21 protein-coding genes are annotated in these 21254 nt (G+C 61.8%); 11 read left to right on the top strand and 10 right to left on the bottom strand.

Annotated features, from left to right (window positions below):
• Window positions 1-279 precede the first annotated feature (279 nt).
• Complete coding sequence (gene dnaK / locus HPQ62_RS14340) at window positions 280-2208, top strand: molecular chaperone DnaK (protein ID WP_174803250.1); 1929 nt, start codon at window positions 280-282, stop codon at window positions 2206-2208.
• Between the two features lie 87 nt (window positions 2209-2295).
• Complete coding sequence (gene dnaJ / locus HPQ62_RS14335; RefSeq protein ID WP_174803249.1) at window positions 2296-3441, top strand: molecular chaperone DnaJ; 1146 nt, start codon at window positions 2296-2298, stop codon at window positions 3439-3441.
• Window positions 3442-3584: 143 nt separating this feature from the next.
• Here dnaJ and HPQ62_RS14330 read toward each other — a convergent pair whose 3' ends face one another.
• Both HPQ62_RS14330 and HPQ62_RS14325 read right to left on the bottom strand, forming a co-directional pair.
• On the bottom strand, window positions 3585-4118 hold the full coding sequence (locus HPQ62_RS14330; protein ID WP_174803248.1) for a GNAT family N-acetyltransferase: 534 nt from the start codon (window positions 4116-4118) through the stop codon (window positions 3585-3587).
• 144 nt (window positions 4119-4262) lie between these two features.
• Window positions 4263-5018 carry a Bax inhibitor-1/YccA family protein gene (locus tag HPQ62_RS14325; RefSeq protein WP_174803247.1) on the bottom strand — a complete coding sequence of 252 codons (756 nt, stop codon included), beginning with the start codon at window positions 5016-5018 and terminating at the stop codon, window positions 4263-4265.
• A gap of 240 nt (window positions 5019-5258) precedes the next feature.
• Between HPQ62_RS14325 and HPQ62_RS14320 the strand changes: the two genes are divergently transcribed.
• On the top strand, window positions 5259-5489 hold the full coding sequence (locus HPQ62_RS14320; protein ID WP_244629694.1) for a YqaE/Pmp3 family membrane protein: 231 nt from the start codon (window positions 5259-5261) through the stop codon (window positions 5487-5489).
• A gap of 95 nt (window positions 5490-5584) precedes the next feature.
• Here the strand turns inward: HPQ62_RS14320 and HPQ62_RS14315 are convergent, their stop codons facing one another.
• Together HPQ62_RS14315 and HPQ62_RS14310 are read right to left on the bottom strand one after the other, a co-directional pair.
• Window positions 5585-8134 carry an ABC transporter permease gene (locus HPQ62_RS14315; RefSeq protein WP_174803246.1) on the bottom strand — a complete coding sequence of 850 codons (2550 nt, stop codon included), beginning with the start codon at window positions 8132-8134 and terminating at the stop codon, window positions 5585-5587.
• Window positions 8131-8823, bottom strand: coding sequence for an ABC transporter ATP-binding protein (locus HPQ62_RS14310; RefSeq protein ID WP_206678078.1), 693 nt, complete (start codon window positions 8821-8823; stop codon window positions 8131-8133). The genes HPQ62_RS14315 and HPQ62_RS14310 overlap by 4 nt, the downstream gene beginning before the upstream one ends.
• Window positions 8824-8934: 111 nt before the next feature.
• On the opposite strand from HPQ62_RS14310, the gene HPQ62_RS14305 reads away from it, so the two are divergent.
• A complete protein-coding gene (locus HPQ62_RS14305; protein WP_174803244.1) occupies window positions 8935-9576 on the top strand; it encodes an arylesterase in 642 nt (213 codons plus the stop codon).
• Between the two features lie 65 nt (window positions 9577-9641).
• Window positions 9642-10235, top strand: a complete 594-nt coding sequence (gene thpR / locus HPQ62_RS14300; RefSeq protein WP_174803243.1) for an RNA 2',3'-cyclic phosphodiesterase — start codon at window positions 9642-9644, stop codon at window positions 10233-10235.
• Here the strand turns inward: thpR and HPQ62_RS14295 are convergent.
• A complete protein-coding gene (locus tag HPQ62_RS14295) occupies window positions 10187-10657 on the bottom strand; it encodes a low molecular weight protein-tyrosine-phosphatase (protein WP_174803242.1) in 471 nt (156 codons plus the stop codon). The genes thpR and HPQ62_RS14295 overlap by 49 nt on opposite strands.
• A gap of 46 nt (window positions 10658-10703) precedes the next feature.
• On the opposite strand from HPQ62_RS14295, the gene HPQ62_RS14290 reads away from it, so the two are divergent.
• The 4 genes from HPQ62_RS14290 to HPQ62_RS14275 all read left to right on the top strand — a co-directional run bounded on the left by HPQ62_RS14290 (window position 10704) and on the right by HPQ62_RS14275 (window position 13029).
• Complete coding sequence (locus HPQ62_RS14290) at window positions 10704-11009, top strand: 4a-hydroxytetrahydrobiopterin dehydratase (RefSeq protein ID WP_174803241.1); 306 nt, start codon at window positions 10704-10706, stop codon at window positions 11007-11009.
• Window positions 11010-11049: 40 nt separating this feature from the next.
• Window positions 11050-11427 (top strand): YkvA family protein, encoded by a 378-nt coding sequence (locus HPQ62_RS14285; RefSeq protein ID WP_174803240.1) that lies wholly within the window; start codon window positions 11050-11052, stop codon window positions 11425-11427.
• Window positions 11428-11650: 223 nt separating this feature from the next.
• A complete protein-coding gene (locus tag HPQ62_RS14280; RefSeq protein WP_174803239.1) occupies window positions 11651-12154 on the top strand; it encodes an invasion associated locus B family protein in 504 nt (167 codons plus the stop codon).
• A 110-nt stretch (window positions 12155-12264) separates the two neighbouring features.
• A complete protein-coding gene (locus HPQ62_RS14275) occupies window positions 12265-13029 on the top strand; it encodes an SDR family NAD(P)-dependent oxidoreductase (RefSeq protein WP_174803238.1) in 765 nt (254 codons plus the stop codon).
• A gap of 8 nt (window positions 13030-13037) precedes the next feature.
• On the opposite strand, the gene HPQ62_RS14270 is transcribed toward HPQ62_RS14275, so the two are convergent.
• Window positions 13038-13790: a SapC family protein gene (locus HPQ62_RS14270; protein WP_174803237.1), complete on the bottom strand. Its 753-nt coding sequence runs from the start codon at window positions 13788-13790 to the stop codon at window positions 13038-13040.
• A 178-nt stretch (window positions 13791-13968) separates the two neighbouring features.
• Here HPQ62_RS14270 and HPQ62_RS14265 point away from each other — a divergent pair, with 178 nt between their 5' ends.
• Together HPQ62_RS14265 and HPQ62_RS14260 are read left to right on the top strand one after the other, a co-directional pair.
• Window positions 13969-14781, top strand: a complete 813-nt coding sequence (locus HPQ62_RS14265) for a transferrin-binding protein-like solute binding protein (RefSeq protein ID WP_174803236.1) — start codon at window positions 13969-13971, stop codon at window positions 14779-14781.
• Window positions 14782-15009: 228 nt separating this feature from the next.
• Complete coding sequence (locus tag HPQ62_RS14260) at window positions 15010-16200, top strand: surface lipoprotein assembly modifier (protein WP_174803235.1); 1191 nt, start codon at window positions 15010-15012, stop codon at window positions 16198-16200.
• Between the two features lie 30 nt (window positions 16201-16230).
• On the opposite strand, the gene HPQ62_RS14255 is transcribed toward HPQ62_RS14260, so the two are convergent.
• The 4 genes from HPQ62_RS14255 to HPQ62_RS14240 form a co-directional block, all read right to left on the bottom strand.
• A complete protein-coding gene (locus tag HPQ62_RS14255; RefSeq protein ID WP_174803234.1) occupies window positions 16231-17025 on the bottom strand; it encodes a metallophosphoesterase in 795 nt (264 codons plus the stop codon).
• Between the two features lie 262 nt (window positions 17026-17287).
• Window positions 17288-17989, bottom strand: a complete 702-nt coding sequence (araD, locus tag HPQ62_RS14250; protein ID WP_174803233.1) for an L-ribulose-5-phosphate 4-epimerase AraD — start codon at window positions 17987-17989, stop codon at window positions 17288-17290.
• A complete protein-coding gene (gene araA / locus HPQ62_RS14245) occupies window positions 17986-19494 on the bottom strand; it encodes an L-arabinose isomerase (RefSeq protein WP_174803232.1) in 1509 nt (502 codons plus the stop codon). The genes araD and araA overlap by 4 nt, the downstream gene beginning before the upstream one ends.
• Before the next feature lie 37 nt (window positions 19495-19531).
• Window positions 19532-21193 (bottom strand): ribulokinase, encoded by a 1662-nt coding sequence (locus tag HPQ62_RS14240; RefSeq protein WP_174803231.1) that lies wholly within the window; start codon window positions 21191-21193, stop codon window positions 19532-19534.
• Window positions 21194-21254: the final 61 nt, after the last annotated feature.

The raw sequence follows: 21254 nt of genomic DNA, 5'->3' as shown, positions 1-21254 counted from the left end.
CGCTTATATCAGCGCCGGTGCCCCGCAGTGCCGGCGTCTTGGGCATGCGCGGGAAGGCCGGGGTGGAAATCGTAAACCACCCGGCAAAAAGCCCGAAAATTGGCTCCAAAATGCTCAGATAAGGGTGAAACAGCGCCTTGCAGAGCGTTTTGGTGCTTATTATATACCGATCACAACGGCGTTATCGCCGGTTCGGAAATCAAATCAAGACCATGCTCAAGGGGCCGTCAAGGAATGCCTGAAGGGTTCTGATGGCCTGCTTAAAAGGAGAGAAGTAAAATGGCTAAAGTAATCGGTATCGACCTGGGAACCACCAACTCCTGCATCGCCATCATGGATGGCAAGGATGCAAAGGTGATTGAAAACGCCGAAGGCGCGCGCACGACCCCGTCGATGGTGGCCTTCTCCGAAGATGGCGAGCGCCTCGTCGGCCAGCCCGCCAAGCGCCAGGCCGTCACCAACCCCACCAATACGCTGTTCGCAGTGAAGCGCCTGATCGGCCGCCGCTTCGATGATCCGACCGTGACCAAGGACAAGGGCCTCGTTCCCTTCGAGATCGTCAAGGGCGACAATGGCGATGCGTGGGTGAAGGCCAACGACAAGTCCTATTCCCCTTCGCAGGTCTCGGCCATGGTGCTTCAGAAGATGAAGGAAACCGCCGAAGCCTATCTCGGCGAAAAGGTTGAGCAGGCCGTGATCACGGTGCCCGCCTACTTCAACGACGCCCAGCGCCAGGCGACCAAGGATGCCGGCAAGATCGCGGGTCTTGAAGTCCTGCGCATCATCAACGAGCCGACGGCTGCTGCCCTTGCCTATGGTCTTGACAAGAACGACGGCAAGACCATTGCCGTATACGACCTTGGCGGCGGCACCTTCGACGTGTCGATCCTCGAGATCGGCGATGGCGTCTTCGAAGTGAAGTCGACCAATGGCGACACCTTCCTCGGCGGTGAAGACTTCGACATGCGTCTCGTCGAATACCTTGCCGATGAGTTCAAGAAGGAAAACGGCATTGACCTGCGCTCCGACAAGCTTGCCCTGCAGCGCCTGAAGGAAGCTGCGGAAAAGGCCAAGATCGAGCTCTCGTCCTCGCAGCAGACCGAAATCAACCTGCCGTTCATCACGGCGGATGCTTCCGGCCCGAAGCACCTGACGCTGAAATTGACCCGTGCCAAGTTCGAAAACCTGGTCGACGATCTGGTCAAGCGCACCGTCGGTCCGTGCAAGGCCGCTCTGAAGGATGCCGGCGTTTCGGCAAGCGAGATCGATGAAGTCGTTCTCGTCGGCGGCATGAGCCGCATGCCGAAGGTGCAGGAAACCGTCAAGCAGCTGTTCGGCAAGGACCCGCACAAGGGCGTCAACCCGGATGAAGTCGTGGCACTCGGCGCTGCGATCCAGGGCGGCGTGCTGCAGGGCGACGTCAAGGACGTTCTGCTGCTCGACGTGACGCCGCTGTCGCTCGGTATCGAAACGCTCGGTGGCGTGTTCACCCGCCTGATCGACCGCAATACGACGATTCCGACGAAGAAGAGCCAGACCTTCTCGACAGCCGAGGACAACCAGTCCGCCGTGACCATCCGCGTCGCCCAGGGCGAGCGCGAAATGGCGGCCGACAACAAGATGCTCGGCCAGTTCGACCTCGTCGGCATTCCGCCGGCCCCGCGCGGCGTGCCGCAGATCGAAGTCACCTTCGACATCGACGCCAACGGCATCGTCAACGTGTCGGCCAAGGACAAGGGCACCGGCAAGGAGCACCAGATCCGTATCCAGGCTTCGGGTGGTCTTTCCGACGCCGATATCGACCAGATGGTGAAGGATGCCGAAGCCAACGCCGAAGCCGACAAGAAGCGTCGTGCCGGCGTGGAAGCCAAGAACCAGGCCGAAAGCCTGATCCACTCCTCCGAGCAGTCGCTCAAGGAGCATGGCGACAAGGTTTCCGAGGCGGACCGTACGGCGATCCAGACCGCGATCGACGATCTCAAGGCAGCCGTTGCCGCAGAGACGCCGGACGCCGACGACATCCAGGCCAAGACCCAGACGCTGATGGAAGCCTCCATGAAGCTCGGTCAGGCGATCTATGAGGCCCAGCAGGCCGACGAAACCGAGCAGGCCTCGGCGGATGCGGCCCGCGACGCCAAGGCGGATGACGTTGTTGATGCCGACTTCGAAGACGTCAGCGATGACGACGACAAGAAGAAGTCGGCCTGATCTGACGATCGAGCATCCCTGAACTGACACGATTCCGGCCGTCTCCTGGCGGCCGGACCACTCTTTTTGAAGAGGTTTGGCAACTCCATGGCAAAAGCGGATTATTACGAGACACTCGGCGTCGGTCGCTCGGCTGACGAAAAGGAGCTGAAAAGCGCCTTCCGCAAGCTTGCGATGAAGTATCACCCGGACCGCAATCCGGATAATGCCGACGCCGAGAAGAAGTTCAAGGAAATCAACGAAGCCTATGAGACGCTGAAGGATCCCCAGAAGCGCGCGGCCTATGACCGTTTCGGCCATGCCGCGTTCGAGAATGGCGGGCCGGGTGCCGGCGGCTTCGGCGGTGGTGCCCAAGGTTTCGGCGGCGCCGGTGGTTTCTCCGACATCTTCGAGGACATCTTTGGCGAGATGATGGGCGGCGCCCGTGGGCGGCGTCAGCCGAACGGTCGCGAACGCGGCGCCGATCTGCGCTACAACATGGAAATCACGCTGGAAGAGGCGTTCCATGGCAAGACCGCCCAGATCCGCGTGCCTAGCTCCGTCGTTTGTGACGAATGCACGGGCTCGGGTGCGAAACCCGGCTCTTCGCCGACGACCTGTGCGACCTGTCACGGCGCCGGCCGCGTGCGTGCGGCCCAGGGTTTCTTCTCGGTGGAGCGCACCTGCCCGACCTGTCACGGTCGCGGCGAGACCATCTCCGACCCGTGCCCGAAATGCCGCGGCGAAGGTCGCGTCATCGAGGAGCGGTCGCTGTCGGTCAACATTCCCGCCGGCATCGAGGATGGCACCCGAATCCGTCTTCAGGGCGAAGGCGAGGCGGGTCTGCGCGGCGGGCCTTCGGGCGATCTTTATATTTTCCTGTCGGTAAAGCCGCATCCGTTCTTCCAGCGTGACGGCGCGGACCTGCATTGTTCCGTTCCGATCTCGATGACGCAGGCCTCGCTCGGCGGCAAGTTCGAAGTGACCACGCTTGAAGGCGCGAAATCGCGGGTATCGGTGCCGGAAGGCACCCAGACCGGCAAGCAGTTCCGTCTGAAGGGCAAGGGCATGCCGGTGCTGCGTTCCTCCCATCGCGGCGACCTTTATATCCAGGTCCGGGTCGAAACCCCGCAGAAGCTCACCAAGCGCCAGCGCGAGCTGCTGCAGGAATTCGAAGAGCTGTCATCGAACGAGAACAATCCGGAATCGAACGGGTTCTTCTCGAAGATGAAGGATTTCTTCGGGACGGAATGAGGTTTGAAAATCGCAGGCTATCCAAGAGGCGTCGGGGCAACCCGGCGCCTTTTTGCTGCTGCTGGGTATCAAAGCTTTGGGGATCCTCTGGCCTTGTCCACGAATGTCATTCTCGGGCCAACTCTGTAGCCTTTCTCGTGCAATCACACCGAAAGCGGCAGCGGATCGCTGGTGTTGCCCTCGCCGAGGCTCAGTTGCATGAACACGGTATCGAGCCAGCGGCCATGCTTGAAGCCGGTGCCTGTCAATCGCCCCGCCTCCGAGAAGCCGATGGCCTTGTGCAGCGCGACCGAGGCGGGGCTTGCGCCGCCGATGACGGCGACCATCTGGCGGAAGCCGCGCTGTTCACATTCGCGAACAAGCGCTGCAAGCAGCAGCTTTCCGACACCCCTGCCGCGCGCGAGCGGCGACAGATAGACGGAGTTTTCGACGAGGAAGCGGTAGGCCGGGCGGGTGCGGAAGGCACTGGCATAGGCATAGCCGACCAGCGCGCCATCCTCGATTGCCGCAAGATAGGGATAGCCGCCAGCGGTGATCGTCTCCATGCGCCTTTCCATTTCGGCCCGGTCCGGCGGGTCAAGCTCATAGCTTGCAACGCCATTCAGCACGCTTTCGGCATAGATCTCGGTAATGGCGGCGATATCGCCGGGGGTGGCAGGTCTGAGGGTGATGGTCATCGTCGGGTGGTGCTTCGTCAGGCTCTGGAACACCGCAATCGAAGCGCGCTTTTCCCCAAAAAGGCAAGGGCCTTGTTTCGAAGCCCATCCTCACAAAAAAAGGCGGCCCGAAGGCCGCCTTGAGCACGTTCATCCACGAAGGAATCAGTTCCGGTTGCCGAGCAGACGCAGCATGAACAGGAACATGTTGATGAAGTCGAGGTACAGCGTCAGCGCACCCATGACGGCCTTGCGGCCAGCCACTTCATGGCCATCGCCCTCATAGTACATTTCCTTGATCTTCTGGGTATCCCAGGCGGTCAGGCCAGCGAAGATCAGCACGCCGAGGACCGAGATCGCGAAGCCGAGCGCGCTCGACTGCAGGAAGATGTTGACGACCATGGCGATGATGACGCCGAACAGGCCGATGACCATGAACGAACCCATCGCCGACAGGTCACGCTTGGTGGTGTAGCCGTAGAGCGACAGCGCACCGAAGGACGCCGCGGTGATGAAGAAGGTCTGGACGACGCTCTGACCGGTATAGACCAGGAAGATGGTCGAGAGCGAAATGCCCGTCAGTGCGGCATACACCCAGAAAGCGGTCTGGGCTGCGGCAACGGACATCTTGTTGATGCGGAACGCCAGGAAGAAGAAGGCGATCAGCGGGGCAAACATCACCAGCCATTTCAGCGGCGAGGCATACATGACCTGACCGAATTCGGTCAGCTGCACCTGGCCGCTGGCGTCGCCGGCAACCGACAGGGTAAAGATTCCATAGGCCGCGATGCCGGTAATCACGAGGCCAAGAGCCATCAGATTGTAAACGCGCAGCATGTAAGCGCGCAGGCCCTGATCGATTTCAGCACTCGCTTGCGCTCCTGCATGCGCGCGATTCTGATAATTGCGAAGATCAGCCATTGAGTTCCTCTAAAAAAGCCCCTCGTGGTTCACGGTGTCGGAAATCGCCATGGGGCGGACATCCAGGCGCCGCTGGGGGGCTCCAGCAAGCCTGCCTTCAATATGATGGGAACGGACAGGCGATACAAGGCATATCCGGTTGAAATCCGTCACCTATTGCTCAAATTTTCGTAAGAATCGCATGCCCTGACCTGCAAAACCATCAAGCGCTTCACCATCTTTATTGCCAGGAGGCCGCAGATGCGGTCGCAAGCAGCGAGGATACTCATGCGCTATTTCATTGCCGTCATCTTGCCGTGGCTGTCGTTTTTCACCATCGGCAAACCCTTTTCCGGCGTCCTCTGCCTGATCCTGCAGATTACCCTTATCGGCTGGCCGATCGCGGCGCTCTGGGCGCTTTTTGCGGTCCAGAACTATTGGGCCGATCGCCGCAACAACGAGTTGATGGACGCGCTTCGCCGCGACAAGTGATGGTGGCTCCCGGAGCGGCTCCGTTTTTCAACGCGCCGCTCCAAAGCTATTTGTTTCGCGGTTCCAGACGGAAAACCGGTTCGCCTCGAATTGCTTTACAGCTCGCGCAGATAAAGCGCGGGCTTCTGGCCAAGCAGATGCCAGGTTCCTGCAAGGCCGATCGCAACCGTCACGATCACGGCGCCGCAGATCGTCCCGATCGCCACGGTTGGCAGCAGCGCGAAGGGCAGCATCATGATCTTTGTCAACGCATACCATGACGCCGCCGAGCCAGCCGCAAGCGCGAACACGCCGGTGGCAAAGCCCAAGAGAAGATATTCGTAGACGAAGGCCCGGATCAGCGCCGGGCGCGTCGCGCCGAGCGTCTTCATGATCACCGCATCATGGCCGCGCCTGCGGTTGCCTGCGGCAAGCGCACCGGAAAGCACCAGGACCGAGGCGATGAGCGCGATTGCGGCGGCCGCCCGGATCGCGGTCGCAAGCTGGCTGACAAGATCGCCCGCAACCTCCAGCGCCGCCTTGACCTCGATCGTCGTGACGGTCGGGAAGGTGCGGGTCACGGCGCCGAGGATCCCGGCATTCCTGGCGTTGTCGGAGCCGGGGTCGGAAAGCGTGGCGAGCCAGCTATGCGGCGCCCCGGCAAAGGTGTTGGGCGAAAATACCATCACGAAGTTGATCGCCAGCGAATCCCATTCCACCGTCCTGAAATTGGCGATGGTCGCGGTGATGTCGCGGCCGAGCACGCTGATGGTCACCGTATCGCCAAGCTTCAGGCCGAGTTCGCGGCCCTCATCGGCGGAAAACGAGACCAGGGGCTTGCCGCTGTAATTCTCAGGCCACCATTCGCCTTCCGCAAGCTTGGCGTTTTCTGGCAACGTCGCGTCATAGGTGATGCCGCGGTCGCCGCGCAGCACCCATTTGGCGTCCTCGGTGGGCGCCTTCCACTCGCTGGTCCGGATGTCGTTGAGCGCCAGTATCCTGCCGCGCAGCATCGGCACCAGCGTCAGTTCGCCATCCGGCGCCTGCTCGCCGATCAGCGCCTTGAAGTCATTGACCTCATTGCCCTGGATATCGATGAAGAAGAAGTCGGGGGCACGCTCCGGCAGGGAGCGCGAAAGCTCGCGATTGAGATTGCCGTCGATGAGGGCAAGGCCGACCAGAAGCGTGAGGCCAAGACCGAGCGAGAGCACGACCGAGCCGGTCAGCGCGCCGGGCCTGTGGATGTTGCCGAGAGCAAGCCGCAGCGATGGCGCGCGCGGATGCGGCGCCCTTGCCGCCGCCCATTTGATTGCTACCGCCACGAGCCTGAGAACCACGAAGGCGCCGGCGACCGCGGCGAGGAACACGCCCGCCACGAATTTTTCCTCCGCGGTGACGATCGCCAGCGCAGACAGAATGGCGAGGGTCGCTGCGGTTGCCGCCAGAAACGGCCAGGACGGCCGGCGGCCCTCGTCAAAGCCATGCTCGCGCAGCAGTGCTGTCGCCGGAACATTGCGGGCGGAGGCAAGCGGCAGGATTGCAAAGGCGAGCGCGGTCAGGAGGCCGAAAAGGGCCGCAAGCGCAAGCGCCAGTGGAAAGATGCCGGCGGGGATCGCGATATCCAGCAGCGAGGAGAGCAAAGGCAGCGCGATCAGCGGAATGATCGCGCCGAAGACCACGCCGATCGCAATCCCGATCAGGGCAACCAGCATGATCTGCAGGAAGTAGATCGCGACCACCATATCGGCAGGCGCGCCCATGCATTTGAAGGCGGCGATCGCCCGGCGGCGGCTTTCGAGATAGGCGCTGACGGCGTTGGCGATGCCGACGCCGCCGGTAATCAGCGTTGCAAGCCCCACAAGCGTCAGGAATTCCGAAAGCCGGTCGACATTTTCAGACAGCGATGGCGCGGCGCGGTCGCTGGTGCGGATCTGCCAGCCTGTATCGGGGAATTTCGTTTCCGCCTCGGTTTTCACCGCGTCCGGGCTGGCCGCCGGATCTGCAAGCCGGATGCGATAGCCGTATTCGGTGAGGCTTCCGGTCTGGACAAGGCCGGAAGCATCGAGGGCGGCGCGGCTGATCATGATGCGGGGCGCGAAGGCAAAGCCTTCCGAGAGCGCATCCGGCTCCTGAACCAGCGTGCCGGATACCACGAGTTCGGTATTGCCGAGGAGCAGCGTGTCGCCGGGCGAAAGCTTCAGCCGTTCCGCCAGCAGCGGCGCCAGCAGCACGCCATATCGGCCGTCCTTTTCGGCGATCGCCATGTCGACGGGCATGGCCGGATCGGAGATCACCGTGCCGTAGAGCGGATAGGCGTCGTCAACGGCCTTCACCTCGGCAAGTGCCTGGTCGGAGCCATCTGGAAGCCGCGTCATGGAGCGCATCGTCACCGATTGCGACATCGGCCCCAGGGTTTCGATATAGGCAAGCGCCGCGCCGTCAAGCGGCTGGTTATCACGTTCGAAGCGGATATCGCCGGCCAAGATTTCGCGGCCGCGCTCTGCAATGCCGTCATTGACGGCGGTGGAGACCGAGTTGACGGCGGCGATCGCGGCAACGCCAAGCGCGATGCAGGCGAGAAAGATGTAGAAGCCGGAAAGCCCGCCGCGCATTTCGCGCAGCGCAAATTTCAGCGCGAGGGGAAGGTTGAGACGGTTTGCTTTCATCGGACAGGCGTTTCCGAAGGCGCGACGATCTCACCGGAGCGCACATGCACCTGCCGGTCGCAGCGCGCGGCAAGCGCCGGATCATGGGTGACGAGCACCAGCGTCGTGCCCATTTCGCGCTGACGGGCAAACAGCAGGTCGGCGATCTGGCTGCCGGTTTCGCCATCGAGATTGCCGGTCGGCTCGTCCGCGATCAGAACCGAGGGCTCGGGGGCAAGTGCGCGGGCAATCGCCACGCGCTGCTGTTCGCCGCCGGAAAGCTGACCCGGATAATGGGTGAGGCGGTGGCCGAGGCCGACGCTTTCCAGCGCCGCACGGGCACGCTCGAAGGCATCGGCGCGGCCGGCAAGCTCCAACGGGATCGCGGCATTTTCGAGCGCGGTCATGTTCGCGATCAGGTGGAACGACTGGAAAACGATCCCGACATTTTCGCCGCGGAACGCCGCAAGCGCATCTTCCGTGAGTTTTGAAAGCGCGGTGCCGTTGATCGTGATCTCGCCGCTGTCGAGCCGTTCAAGCCCTGCGATCACCATCAGCAGCGTGGACTTGCCGGAGCCGGAGGGGCCGAGAATGCCGACGGATTCCGCGCGGCCGATTTCAAGCGACATGCCCTTCAGCACATGTACGGCGGCAGAGCCGCGTCCGAGCGTCAGATGGGCGTCTTCAAGTGCAATCAGGTTTTCAGACAAATTTGTTTCCCGCTTTGAAATCATGAGGTCGGCGCAACACATAAGGGACTACGCCGTTTCCGCACCAGTGGACCGATCTTGCGGCAGAAAACCCGATTTAGGAGTTCGACCATGCGATTGAAAGCGACACTGCCGATTGTTTTTGCAATTTCCATGTTGGCAGGCGGGGCCGTCCGGGCGGAAACGCCGCTCGAGATCGTCGTGCTCGGCGACAGCCTGGTGGCTGGCTACGAGCTCGGACCGGGCGAGGATTATCCGTCAAAGCTGCAGGCTGCACTGACCGAAGCCGGCTACGATGTGAAGATCGCCAATGCCGGCGTGTCGGGCGACACCACCAGCGGCGGGCTTGCACGGCTCGACTGGTCGGTGCCGGATGGCACCAATGGCGTGATTCTGGAACTCGGCGCCAATGATGCGTTGCGCGGTATTGCACCGCAAGAGGCGGCTAAAAACCTTTCGACCATCATCGAGCGTCTGGAGGATCGCGAGATCCCGGTGATGCTGATGGGCATGATGGCGCCGCCGAACATGGGGGCATCCTATGGTGCCGAGTTCAATCCGATCTATCCGGAACTTGCGAGCGAATACGGGCTGGAGCTCTATCCGTTCTTTCTCGACGGCGTTGCCACACACGCCGATCTGCAGCTTGCCGACGGCATGCATCCCAATGCCAGGGGCGTTGAGGTGATGGTGGAGAAAACGCTCCCGAGCGTGGAGGCCTTCCTCCAATCCATCAGGGGAGAAACAAAATAACGCTTGCCAGAAACCGGGTTAAGTGATTCGCTGAGGGTACGACAAGCAGATTCGGGGAGCTCGCCATGCCGAGAATTTTCACCGCCCTCGAAATCCCGCGCGAACAGGCGTTAAGTCTTTCGCTTCTGCGCGGCGGCCTGCCCGGGGCCCGCTGGATCGATGTGGAGAACTACCACATCACCTTGCGGTTCATCGGCGATGTCGACTTCCGCACAGCCGACGAAGTCGTGCAATGGCTCGACCGGATCGATCGTCCCGCCTTCCAGCTCTCGCTGTCCGGAACCGGTCATTTCGGCTCCAAGAAACCCCATGCGATCTGGGCCGGCGTTTCGCCCGCGCCCGATCTTTTCGCGCTGCAGGGCGATATCGACCGCATGTGCCAGCGGCTCGGGCTGCGCGCCGATCCACGCAAGTTCATGCCGCATGTCACGCTCGCGCGGCTGCGCGGCACCAAGGTGCCGGATGTGGTGGATTATCTTTCCGCACGCGGAAATTTCCAGACGCTGCCATTTACGGCGGGCCGCTTCGTTCTGCTGTCATCGCGCGATTCCGTTGGCGGCGGACCCTACAAGGTCGAAGAGGCGTTCGACCTTTACGATCCGATGGACGCCTACAGCTTCGACAGCAGCGACTGGCAGCCCGCCAACAGCATGTGGTAGACGGTCTCGAACCCGTCATCCTCGTCATAATAGGGATCGGGCACCTCTTCGTGCCGGCCGAGCGTGTAGTCTGAAAACAGGGCGATTTCAGCTTTCGGGCTGTGACCTCCGAGGCGTTTGAGCGCCGTGACATTGTTGAAATCCATGCCCAGGATCAGGGAAAACCGGTCGAAATCCGCCGGCCTGATCTGACGGGCGCGCTGGTGGTCGATGTCGAAGCCGTGGCGTTTCGCTGTCGCCCTTGAGCGCGGGTCTGCGCGTTCTCCCGCGTGCCAGTTGCCGATGCCCGCTGAATCAAGGAGGAAGTCATCGCCGCGGCCGGCCTCGCCGGCAAGGTGCGCAAACACCCCTTCGGCCAGCGGCGAACGGCAGATATTGCCGCTGCAGACGAACAGGATTGCGGGTTTTTCGGGTTGTGCCATGATGTATTCGCAATTTTCTGACGGTATGAGTGCGAGGGAGGATGCCATGGATGACGCCCGACTGGAACCCGAAGCGCTCGACCGGGCGCTTGGCGAGCGCGCCGGCTGGTCGCTTGCCGAAGACGGCACGGCGATCACCCGCGATTTCAGGTTTGCCGATTTTCGCGAGGCCTTCGCCTTCATGAGCGAATGCGCGCTGGCAGCCGAGCGGCTCGATCATCATCCGGTCTGGAACAATGTCTATAACCGGGTCGGCGTGTCGCTAACCACCCATTCGTCCGGAGGCGTCAGCGCCCGCGATCTCGCACTCGGCGAGATCATGGACAAGGCAGCCGGCCGCTATGGTATTTGAGTGCTGACGCCCTATATCGCGGGGTAACAGGGAGTTTTTCATGAGCGACATCAAATATGGTGACATTCTGGAGCCCGAAGACGACGAGACCCGGGCTGAAAATGAACGGATCGTGCGCGCTGGCTTCTGGCACAAGCTGACCAAGACGGCCGCGCGCATTCCGTTCGCCCGCGATGCGGTGGCAGCCTATTACTGCGCGACCGACAGGGATACGCCGCTCGGCGCAAAGGTCGTGCTCTATTCGGCGCTTGCCTATTTCATCATGCCGGCAGATCTGATCCCCGACATCTTCCTGTTCGTTGGCTTTACCGACGACCTGGCGGTGCTCACTGCCGCGCTGACGATGATCCGGCGCAATGTCAGCGACGACCATTATGATCGCGCAGATGCGGCGCTGACGGCGATCCGGAAGGGCTGATTTGGTTTTCGGACGCTCTTGCCGCATTCTCGCCGTGATTGGCGGCATTTGTCTGTCTCATAATCAATGAGCCACTGAAATGGGCGGCCGGGCCTTAACCGTTCCAACGTTGAGATTTTGGTAACCTCGATTGCGTATGTAATTGGCTCAATCTCAAAGTAGCGGGACGCGCCGAGGCAAGGTCGCGCGCCCGGCACCAAGCAGAGAAAATCGGCAGGATCACATGTTTGCAAAAAGAATCGTCCTCGTACTGGTACTTCTATTCACCGGCGCCTCGATCGCTTCCGCGCAGACGCCGACACCCATCCAGAAATTCGATGCATGGGTCGCCTATTCCTACCAGTCGGATGCAGGCAAGGTGTGCTACGCCCTTTCCGTGCCGGCAAAGAAGGAGCCGGCCAATGTGGATCACGGCGACAACTTCTTCGTGGTCACGAAATATCCGGGCCAGAGCGTTTCGCTCGAGCCGCAGGCGATGATGGGTTTCACGCTGAAGGAAGGCTCGACCATCAACGTGATCGTCGACGGCAAGAGCTTCGCGATGTATCACAAGGGCAAGGGCGGCTGGCTTGAAAATGCGGCCCAGGAGCCGACGCTGGTTGCAGCTCTGAAGGCGGGTCGCACCATGGAAGTCAAGGCAACCTCGGCGCGCGGTACGGTCACCAGCCATACTTATTCGCTGATCGGCGTTACTGCGGCGCTGAACAAGATCAGCACCTGCAAGTAAACCTCAGTCAGGTTCCAAGTTTCCAAACCCGGCTCCGGCCGGGTTTTTCGCGTGCGCGGTGAAGACAAGCTGTGTATGAAAACACGGCCAGAAACAAAGAGGGCAGGTCCATGATCCCCGTAGATGATCTCGTTGGAATGAAGGTTCTCGTGACCGGGGCAAGCTCCGGTATCGGTGCCGCGGCTGCCGAGGCGCTCTCGCGCTGTGGTGCCGAGGTGTGCGTGCATTATTACAGCGGCAAGGAGGCGGCGGCAGCGCTTGCCGACCGGCTGAAGAGGGCAGGCGGAAAGGCGCATGTAGTGGGCGGCGATGTCGCAAAGGCCGACGAGGCGCAGCGCATCGTGGACGAGGCGGTCGCGATCATGGGCGGTCTCGACTGTCTGATCAACAATGCCGGCGCGATCGGCCGCACCAGCGTTGGCGCATTCGACGAGGCCGTCTACGAACAGGTGTTCGATCTCAACACCCGTTCGATCCTGAGGCTTGTGCGCCAGGCGCTGCCCGCCCTGAAGGCGAGCGACCGGGCCTCCGTCATCAATGTCGGTTCGATCGCGGCACGCAATGGCGGCGCGATGGGATCAGGCATTTACGCAGCGGCGAAATCGGCGGCGCATTCGCTGACCCGTTCGCTCGCGAAGGAACTTGCCGGTGACGGGATCCGGGTCAATGCGCTGGCGCCCGGCGTGATCGAAACGCCGTTCCACGATGAAACCCCGCATGCAGCCATGAATGCCGCCCTCAACACGATCCCGCTCGGCAGGCTCGGAACGGCTCAGGATTGCGCCTGGAGTTTTGCGTTTCTCGCCTCGCCGACCATGTCCGGCTACATCACCGGACAGGTCATCGATATCAATGGCGGGCAATATATGCCGTAAGGCCGCGATCAGGCGCTTTTGAGAAAGCGCTGGTTGCGCTCCATCAGCAGACCCCAGTTCTGGGCGGAGGCAAGGTGGAGCGCAATCGCGTCTGCCCAGCCCTTTTCCGTCCAGTGCTTCAGCGTCTTGGCCGACAGCGCGCGATAGCGCTCGATGTCGATCACGCGGAAGCCATCCAGGCGGTAGCGCGACTTGTCGGGGAAATCCATGTCGACATGGCGGGCGACCAGCAGGTCTGCTTCGGCAACGGCCTTCAGGAACGCCGTGTCCTGCGCCCGGTGCTGGTGATAGGCCTCGCAGAGATTGAGCATCGGCTCGACCACCTTGCTCGCGGTCCCGTCCTCGTTGAAGATCGGCGCGGCATCGGGGGCCTCTTCGAGCGGTTTTACCATGTCGCTGCCGCTGTCATAGGCCAGATAGCGCGTGTCCTGGTCCTGCGACTGCACCAGAATGAAGGGATAACGGCGAATATAGGCCGGCACATAGGTCTGCGCCGCCCAGCCGCCGTTCTCTTCAAGCATGAGATTGTGCCCCTGCTTCAAGCCGACGATCGCGACCGGGGACGGATCCTTTTCGCCGACAAACACGATCGGATAGTGACGGATGGCCGGCATGAATTCGCTGACGGAAAGGGGAATGGCGGTCGCCTCGGCCGTGAACGAAAAGTCGCGCTCTTTCGCAAGCCCCATTCCCTTGTGGTCTTCAAATCGCAGGACCTCGGGTTTCTTGTAAAAAAGCGGCAATTGAGTCTGGGTCGTCATATATTCCGGTCTCCTAAAGGCACTGTGACCTAAAACGCTCGCCCTGCCCGATCGGTTGCAGGGGTTTGGCAATCTCTTGAAATATTAAGCTAATATACTTTCGATCCCGTTGACACGATCCGCTGCCGTTGCAACAGTTAACTACTTGTTAATTTTTCGGCAAGGGGGAGTGGGGACGATGAAGTATTTGAGCGTGGCCGTGCTTGGCGCGGCCGCAGTCGTTGCCGGCTGTGGCAGTGACAGCAATGATGTGATTTCGACCAATGCCGTTGGCTATTTTGGGGACGTCAACATGCGCACGGCGCAGGTCACCGGCTCTGGCGGCGCCGCCGCCAATATCAGCGTCAATGGCGATGATACGGTTACCGTCGTGATGACGGAAGGGCCGGATGCCGGCCAATCGGCGAATTTCTATGCCGATGGCTCCGGCGGCTTTGTCAGCGACGACGCCGACGCCTATCTGCAGCTTGGCTATTTCAACAATCCGGCGATCAAGGAAGGGCCCGTTGTCGCGCTGATCGAGGTGGAGCCGGGTGGGGATGACCTGACCTTCACGGCGGTGCGCTCGACCAACGGCATGACGCCCGCTTCCCAGATGCCCTTGACCGGCACGGCCGTTTATCGCGGCAACCATCTCGGCGGCGCAGCGGTCACCGACTATTCGCTGCCCTTCCCGCCATCCACGCTCGACTATATCGAGGGCGGCTTCCAGGCGAACGTGAACTTCGGGACCGGCCAGCTCGCCGGCGCGATGCAGAGCGATATGGGCGACATTACCTTCGATGCCACGATCCAGGGCTCGGAATTCAACTCCAACCCCAATTCGATTGCGATCGCCAATGATTATGGTTTGATCAATCAGGGTGCTTCCGGGGTTGAAGGCGGGTTTTACGGCCCGGCGGCGGCCGGCATGGCGGGTACCTATCTGCTGAATGGTGCAGGCGATCTGACAGGATCCGGCGCCGTTGGTACATTCATTGCCGACCGATGAAGAACGCGTTATCACGGGCCGGCCGCCGGCCCGTGATTGCCAATGCCGGGTGCTGCCCGGCCGAAAATGTAATGAGTGACTGGTAATCGCATGCAGATCGCGCGTTTGTTCTCCTGTTGGTCGAAACTGGCGGCTGACGTCGCTTTTTTCGCTGTGTTTTACGCTGTGATTTGTGCTGGGCTTGGCGCTGGTCAGGCGCATGCGGCCAATCCCTTTCCCGAGATCAAGATGCTGATCGAATCGGGACAATACGACAAGGCGATGGCGCTCTCGGCCCATCTCACCAGCGATCCCGAGATGTCGGTGATCTCGCAGCAGTTTACCTATGCGCTGATCCTGAAGCGCCAGGGGAAGCTGACGCAGGCGGCCGCCATCATGCGTGAAATCCTCACCCAGAAGCCCGATCTGACGCGCGTGCGCCAGGAACTTGCCCACACGCTGTCGCTCATGGGAGAGAAAAAGGCGGCGATCTATCATTTCTCGCTTCTGGCCGACACCGCGCCAAGCGAATCGCTCCGCTCCTTCTATGAGGATTTCATCGACCGGGTGAACCTCGACCGGCCCTGGACGCTGGGCGGCTATGTGGCGATTGCGCCGAGCTCGAACATTTCCGATGCGACCGACGAGGATCTGGTTCATGTCGGCGGCGTGGCGCTTGCGCCCGGCGAAAAGGCCGAAAGCGGCGTCGGTCTGAATTACGGCGCGAACGGTACCTACACATTTGAACTCGTCGACGACCTGTCGCTGACCTTCGGCGGCTCGGTAACCGGTCTTGCCTACAGGGAAACCCAGTACAACCAGACCCAGTTCGGCGGTTTCTCCCAATTGTCCTGGCGCATGGATCCGTGGATCTTCAGCGGCGGCATTGCCGCCGAGCGCGTGCTCATCGGCAACGAGCCCTACCGCACCGGCTATGGCCCGGTGTTTTCCGTGCGCCGTTCCTTCGGCCCGTTCGGCGTCACCTCGGCAAGCGTGTCCTATCAGCTGCTCGATTATGACGAGATCGACGCCTTTGACGGCTATGAGGCGGGCTTCAGCCTCAATCACCGCTATGCGCTGACGGCAGCCAGCAGCATCCGTTTCGGCGGCGGCTACAATCATGTCCATGCCGAAAACGACATCAACTCCTATGACGGCTACAATGTGAATGCCAAATATGCCCGGGAATGGTCGGGCGGAATTCTCACGGATATCGCCGTGTCGGGCACGCTGCGCGATTATGTCGGCGATTTTCCGCTGATGACCAAGCCGCGTCTCGACCGGCGGATCGATGTCGAGGTCGGCGCCACCTTCCGCACGCTCGCGGCCAAGGGTTTCGCGCCGCGGCTCGAATATGCCTATTCGCAGAACTTCTCGAATGTCGAGCTCTACGAGTACAACAAGAGCACGATTTCGCTGTTCATCACCAAGGAGTTCTGACGGCGTGGTGGACGCAAGTGCGTCCGGATATCATTTGCCGGCTGCAACCTGCAGGAACTCGACCTCCTGGTCGGGGCGGATGATGGCGGCGGTGAGCCTGCCATTGGCATAGGCGCCGGTATCGATCGAGATCATGCCGTTGGCCATGGTCGGCCGGTCCACGATGGTGTGGCCGTGGACGATCCAGATGCCATCCGCGCGGGCGAGCTTTCCGAAGGCCGGATGGCCCCAGGTGAGATTGCTGGCGCGCTGGCCTTCGATGGGCTTGCGCGGATCGGCGCCGGCATGGACCACGGCAACATTGCCGCTTTTCCAGAGCGTCTGCATCGCGCCCAGCATCTGGCGGGTTTCGGGGCCGATCTGTTCGACCACCGCGTCGCGCGTCTTGCGCAGTTCCTCCGGGCCGCGAACGCCCGAAAGCGCCATTCCCTTGAAGCTTTCAAGCGTCTGCAGTCCGCCATACCGCAGGAAGCGTTCGCCCTTTTCTTCCGGCGCCTCAAGAAAGTCGAGAAACATGTCCTCATGGTTGCCCTTGAGGCAGACGATATCGCCGGCTTTCGCCTGGCGTTCGGAAAGCATCCGCAACACGCCGGCCGAATCGGGGCCACGGTCGATATAGTCGCCGACATGCACGATGGTGAGGCCGGGAGCGGCGGCAGCGATCTTTTCCCACATCAGGGCAAGGGCTTCGGAACAGCCGTGGATGTCGCCGATCGCCACGAAGCCTTGCTCTGGTGCCGGCAGGCCACCGCGAAACGGAGCTGGCGCTTCCTCGTCCCGCGCTTCCGGTTTGGGGCTGGTAAAAAGGCTTCGCAAAGATCTCATCGGCGGCTCCAATGCCAGGGCGCTCTGCGCCTGCGTGGTTCATGGCTCCAGCATCGCGCGGGAGCAGGCAGCGTGATGGTTCGGGCGAAGCTAAAGCAGTTTGTGGCCACACGCAAACGCAAGGGACGGACCGCTGGTTCCCTTGGCGTGCTCCCTTGACATCTTCCCCACGACCGAAGGGCGGGCAGCCTGTTGCGCGCAAGCGCTGGCGGGAAGGCGGCTCCCGGCCAGAGCAAGATGGCCGGGAGAGAGGACGATTTTCCTATTCGGGCTGGCCGTAATAGGCGCCGGCGCCATGCTTGCGCAGAAAGTGCTTGTCGAGCAGCTCCTGTTCGATCGGCTTCAGTCCCGGCTCCAGCTGCAGCGACATCAGCGCCATGTCGGCGATGCATTCGACGGCAACGGCGACTTCGACCGCCTTCGCAACCGTCTTGCCCCAGGTAAACGGCGCGTGGCGGTTGACCAGCACGGCCGGAAAATCGAGCGGGTTCAGATCCTTGAAGCGCTCGACGATGACATTGCCGGTTTCCCATTCATAGGCGGATGCGATCTCCTCCGGCGTCATCTTCCGGGTTACGGGGATTTCGCCGTAGAAATAGTCCGCATGGGTGGTGCCGAAATTCGGGATCGCACGGCCGGCCTGTGCGAAGGAAGTCGCGCGGGTCGAATGGGTGTGGACCACGCCGCCGATCTCCTCGAAGGCGAGGAACAGGCGGCGGTGGGTGGGGGTATCGGAGGAGGGGCGCAGATTGCCCTCCACGATCTTGCCCTCGAAATCCACGATCACCATGTTTTCGGGCGACAGGTCGCCATAATCGACGCCGCTCGGCTTGATCGCGAACACGGCCCGGTCGCGGTCGACCGCGCTTGCATTGCCGAAGGTGAGGTTGATCAGCCCCTGTTTCGGCAGCGCGATATTGGCCTCGTAAGCCTGGCGGCGGATGTCGTCGTAAAGTCCGCTCACGCCTTCACTCCAAGCGCCAGATGCCAGTAGATCTCGTTGGTCCTGAGATCCTGCTTGAAGCGGTCGAGCCTGGTGTCGTCATTGATGACGGCAAGTTCGATCCCGGCCATGGTGGCGAAATCTTCCAGCATCTCGGTCGTCACATCGTTGGAATAGGCGGTGTGGTGGGCGCCGCCCGCCAGAATCCAGGCCGAAAGCGCGGTCTTGAAGTCCGGCTTGCATTCCCAGACGGCGCGGGCAACAGGAAGCTTCGGCAGGTCGGGATGTTCGACGGACGTGACTTCGTTGACGAGCAGGCGGAAGCGGTTGCCCATATCCATCAGGCTGGCATTCAGCGCCGGGCCAAGCTTCGCGTTGAAGACCATGCGCACCGGATCGGCCTTGCCGCCGATGCCGAGGGGATGGATCTCAATGTTCGGCTTGCCGTCTGCGATCGTCGGGCAGATTTCCAGCATGTGGGAGCCCAGCACCTGCTCCTGGCCGGGCGCCATGTGATAGGTATAGTCCTCCATGAACGAGGTCGCCCCGCTCATGCCGTGGCCCATCACCTTGAGCGCGCGCACCAGCGCCACCGTCTTCCAGTCGCCTTCACCGGCAAAGCCGTAGCCGGCGGCCATCATCCGCTGGGTCGCCATGCCCGGCAGGGTCTCCATGCCGTGCAGATCCTCGAAGGTGTCGGTAAAGCCCTTGAAGCCGCCGGCCTCGAGGAAGGTCTTGAGGCCGAGTTCCTGGCGCGCCGCATTCAGCAGGCTGTCATGGCGGTCCCCGCCCTTTTTCAGCGCGTCGACGACATTGTATTCGTTCTCGTAGCTTGCGGCGAGATCGGCGACGTCGCTGTCTGCGAGCGTTTCCATGACATCGACGAGATCCATGATGCCGTAGCCGTTGACCGAGAAGCCGAGCTTCATTTCGGCGGCCACCTTGTCGCCGTCGGTGACGGCCACTTCACGCATATTGTCGCCGAAGCGGCAGAAGCGGGCGCCCTGCCAGTCGTCCCAGGCGCGGGCAGCGCGCATCCAGGCGTCGATGCGGGCGTGGACTTCCGGGTCCGACCAGTGGCCGGCCACGACCTTGCGGCCAAGGCGCATGCGGGTGTGGATGAAGCCTGCCTCGCGGTCGCCATGGGCGGCCTGGTTGAGGTTCATGTAATCCATGTCGATCGTATCCCACGGCAATTCGCGGGCATACTGGGTGTGGAGATGCAGGAACGGCTTGTTGAGCTGCGACAGGCCACGGATCCACATTTTCGACGGCGAGAATGTGTGCATCCACAGGATCAGGCCGCCGCATTCAGGGTCGGAATTGGCGCGGACCGCGAGCTCGGTGGCTTCTGCCGGGCTCTTCACCACCGGCTGCTGCACGATTTCAAGCGGCAGCTTGCCATCCTTGGAAAGTGCAGCGGTGATTTCGCTGAACTGCGCATCCACCTGGGCGAGCGTTTCCGGACCATAAAGATGCTGCGAGCCGCAGACGAACCAGATCTTGAGGGGCTTGAGGCCGATCATGTGTATCCTCCTGGGAGTGGCGACGTTGCGCCGTCTGTTATGCGCCGCGAACCTTGTCGCGGATGTCGATCAGGTCTTTCATGACGCGCGACAGGTCGGCATCGCGGGTGATGCCGCCAAAGCCGTCATGGAGCGTCAGATAGAGACCATAGAGTTCCTCGTAGACCGCGACGTTTTCCGGGATGGGGTCATAGCGGATGTCTTTGAGCCCGGTCATGGCGCGGGTCGTGGTCTTGATATCGGCATGGGCGCCGCCGACGGCGGCTGCAGCCACCGCCGCGCCGAGCGCGCAGGTCTGGGCCGAACGGGTCACCAGCATGGTGCGGTTCATCACGTCGGCATAGACCTGCATCAGCATCGGGTTCTTCTCGGCAATGCCGCCGGCGCAGACCACCTTGTCGATCGGCACGCCGTAATCGGTCATGCGCTCGACGATGGCGCGCGCGCCGAAGGCGGTCGCCTCCACCAGTGCGCGATAGATCTCGGCGCGGCTGGAATAGAGCGTCTGGCCGAGGATCAGCCCGGTCAGGCGCTGGTCGACCAGAATGGTGCGGTTGCCGTTGTTCCAGTCGAGCGCCAAAAGGCCGCTCTGGCCGGGTTTCATCGTGGTCGCTTCGCGCGTCAGTTCCTCATGGAGCGCCGCGCCGCCCTGGCAGACGCGTTCAACCCACCATTTGAAGATGTCGCCGACCGCCGACTGGCCGGCCTCGATGCCGTAATAGCCGGGCAGGATCGAGCCTTCGACGATGCCGCAGACGCCGGGAATGGTGTCGGACTTCGAAAGATCGACGATCGCGCAATCGCATGTGGAGGTGCCGATGACCTTGACCAGCATGCCCTCCTCGATGCCGCAGCCGATCGAGCCCAGGTGGTTGTCGAAGGCGCCGGTGGCAATCGCGATGCCTTCCGGCAGGCCGAGCCTTTCGGCCCATTCGGGGCAAAGCTTGCCGGCGGGAACGGAGATGTCCTGGGCGGTGTCATAAAGCCGGTCGCGCAGATCGGCGAGCGCCGGATCGAGGCTTGAGAGGAACTCCTTGTCCGGCAGGCCGCCCCATTTCGGATTGTAAAGCCCCTTGTGGCCGGCAGCGCAGACGCCGCGCTTGATGTCGGCGGGCGATTTCACGCCGGCAAGAACGGAGGGAATCCAGTCGGCAAGTTCGACCCAGGAATGGGCGGCATCGAAGACCTTGCGGTCGACATTGAGGCAGTGCCAGATCTTCGACCACCACCATTCCGACGAGTAGGTATCGCCGACCATGGCGAGGTAATGCGGGCGTTCGGCCTTGCCGAGCGCGGTGATCTTCTCCGCCTCGCGCCAGCTGGTATGGTCCTTCCAGAGCCAGCAATAGGCGTTCAGATTGTCCTCGAAGCCTGCGTCCATGGAAAGGGCGCCGTTCTGGGTATTGACGGGAAGGGGGCTCGAGCCGGTGGTATCGACGCCGATCCCGATGACCTTCGAAACATCGAATTTCTCGTGGCGGGCGGCCTGTTCCAGCGCGCCGCGGATGCTGGCTTCAAGACCCTTGAGATAATCGGCCGGGCTCTGGCGGGCAAGCAACGGGTCGCCGGAATCCAGAAGAACGCCATCTTCGCCGCTCGGATAGGCGAAGACATGGGTGCCGTATTCAAAGCCGTCATCGCAGCCGACGACGAGCGCGCGGACGGTGTTTGTGCCGTAATCGATTCCGATGGAGAACATGAGTGCTTCGCCCTATTCCAATTCGTATTGGGTTGCCGGCGTTCGACCGGCAACCTTTATG

The sequence above is a fragment of the Martelella limonii genome (assembly GCF_013344475.1).
In the GTDB taxonomy this organism is placed as follows: Bacteria; Pseudomonadota; Alphaproteobacteria; order Rhizobiales; family Rhizobiaceae; genus Martelella; species Martelella limonii.
The sequence above is the reverse complement of the archived record's forward strand: the minus strand, read 5'-3'. Positions and strand labels throughout refer to the sequence as shown.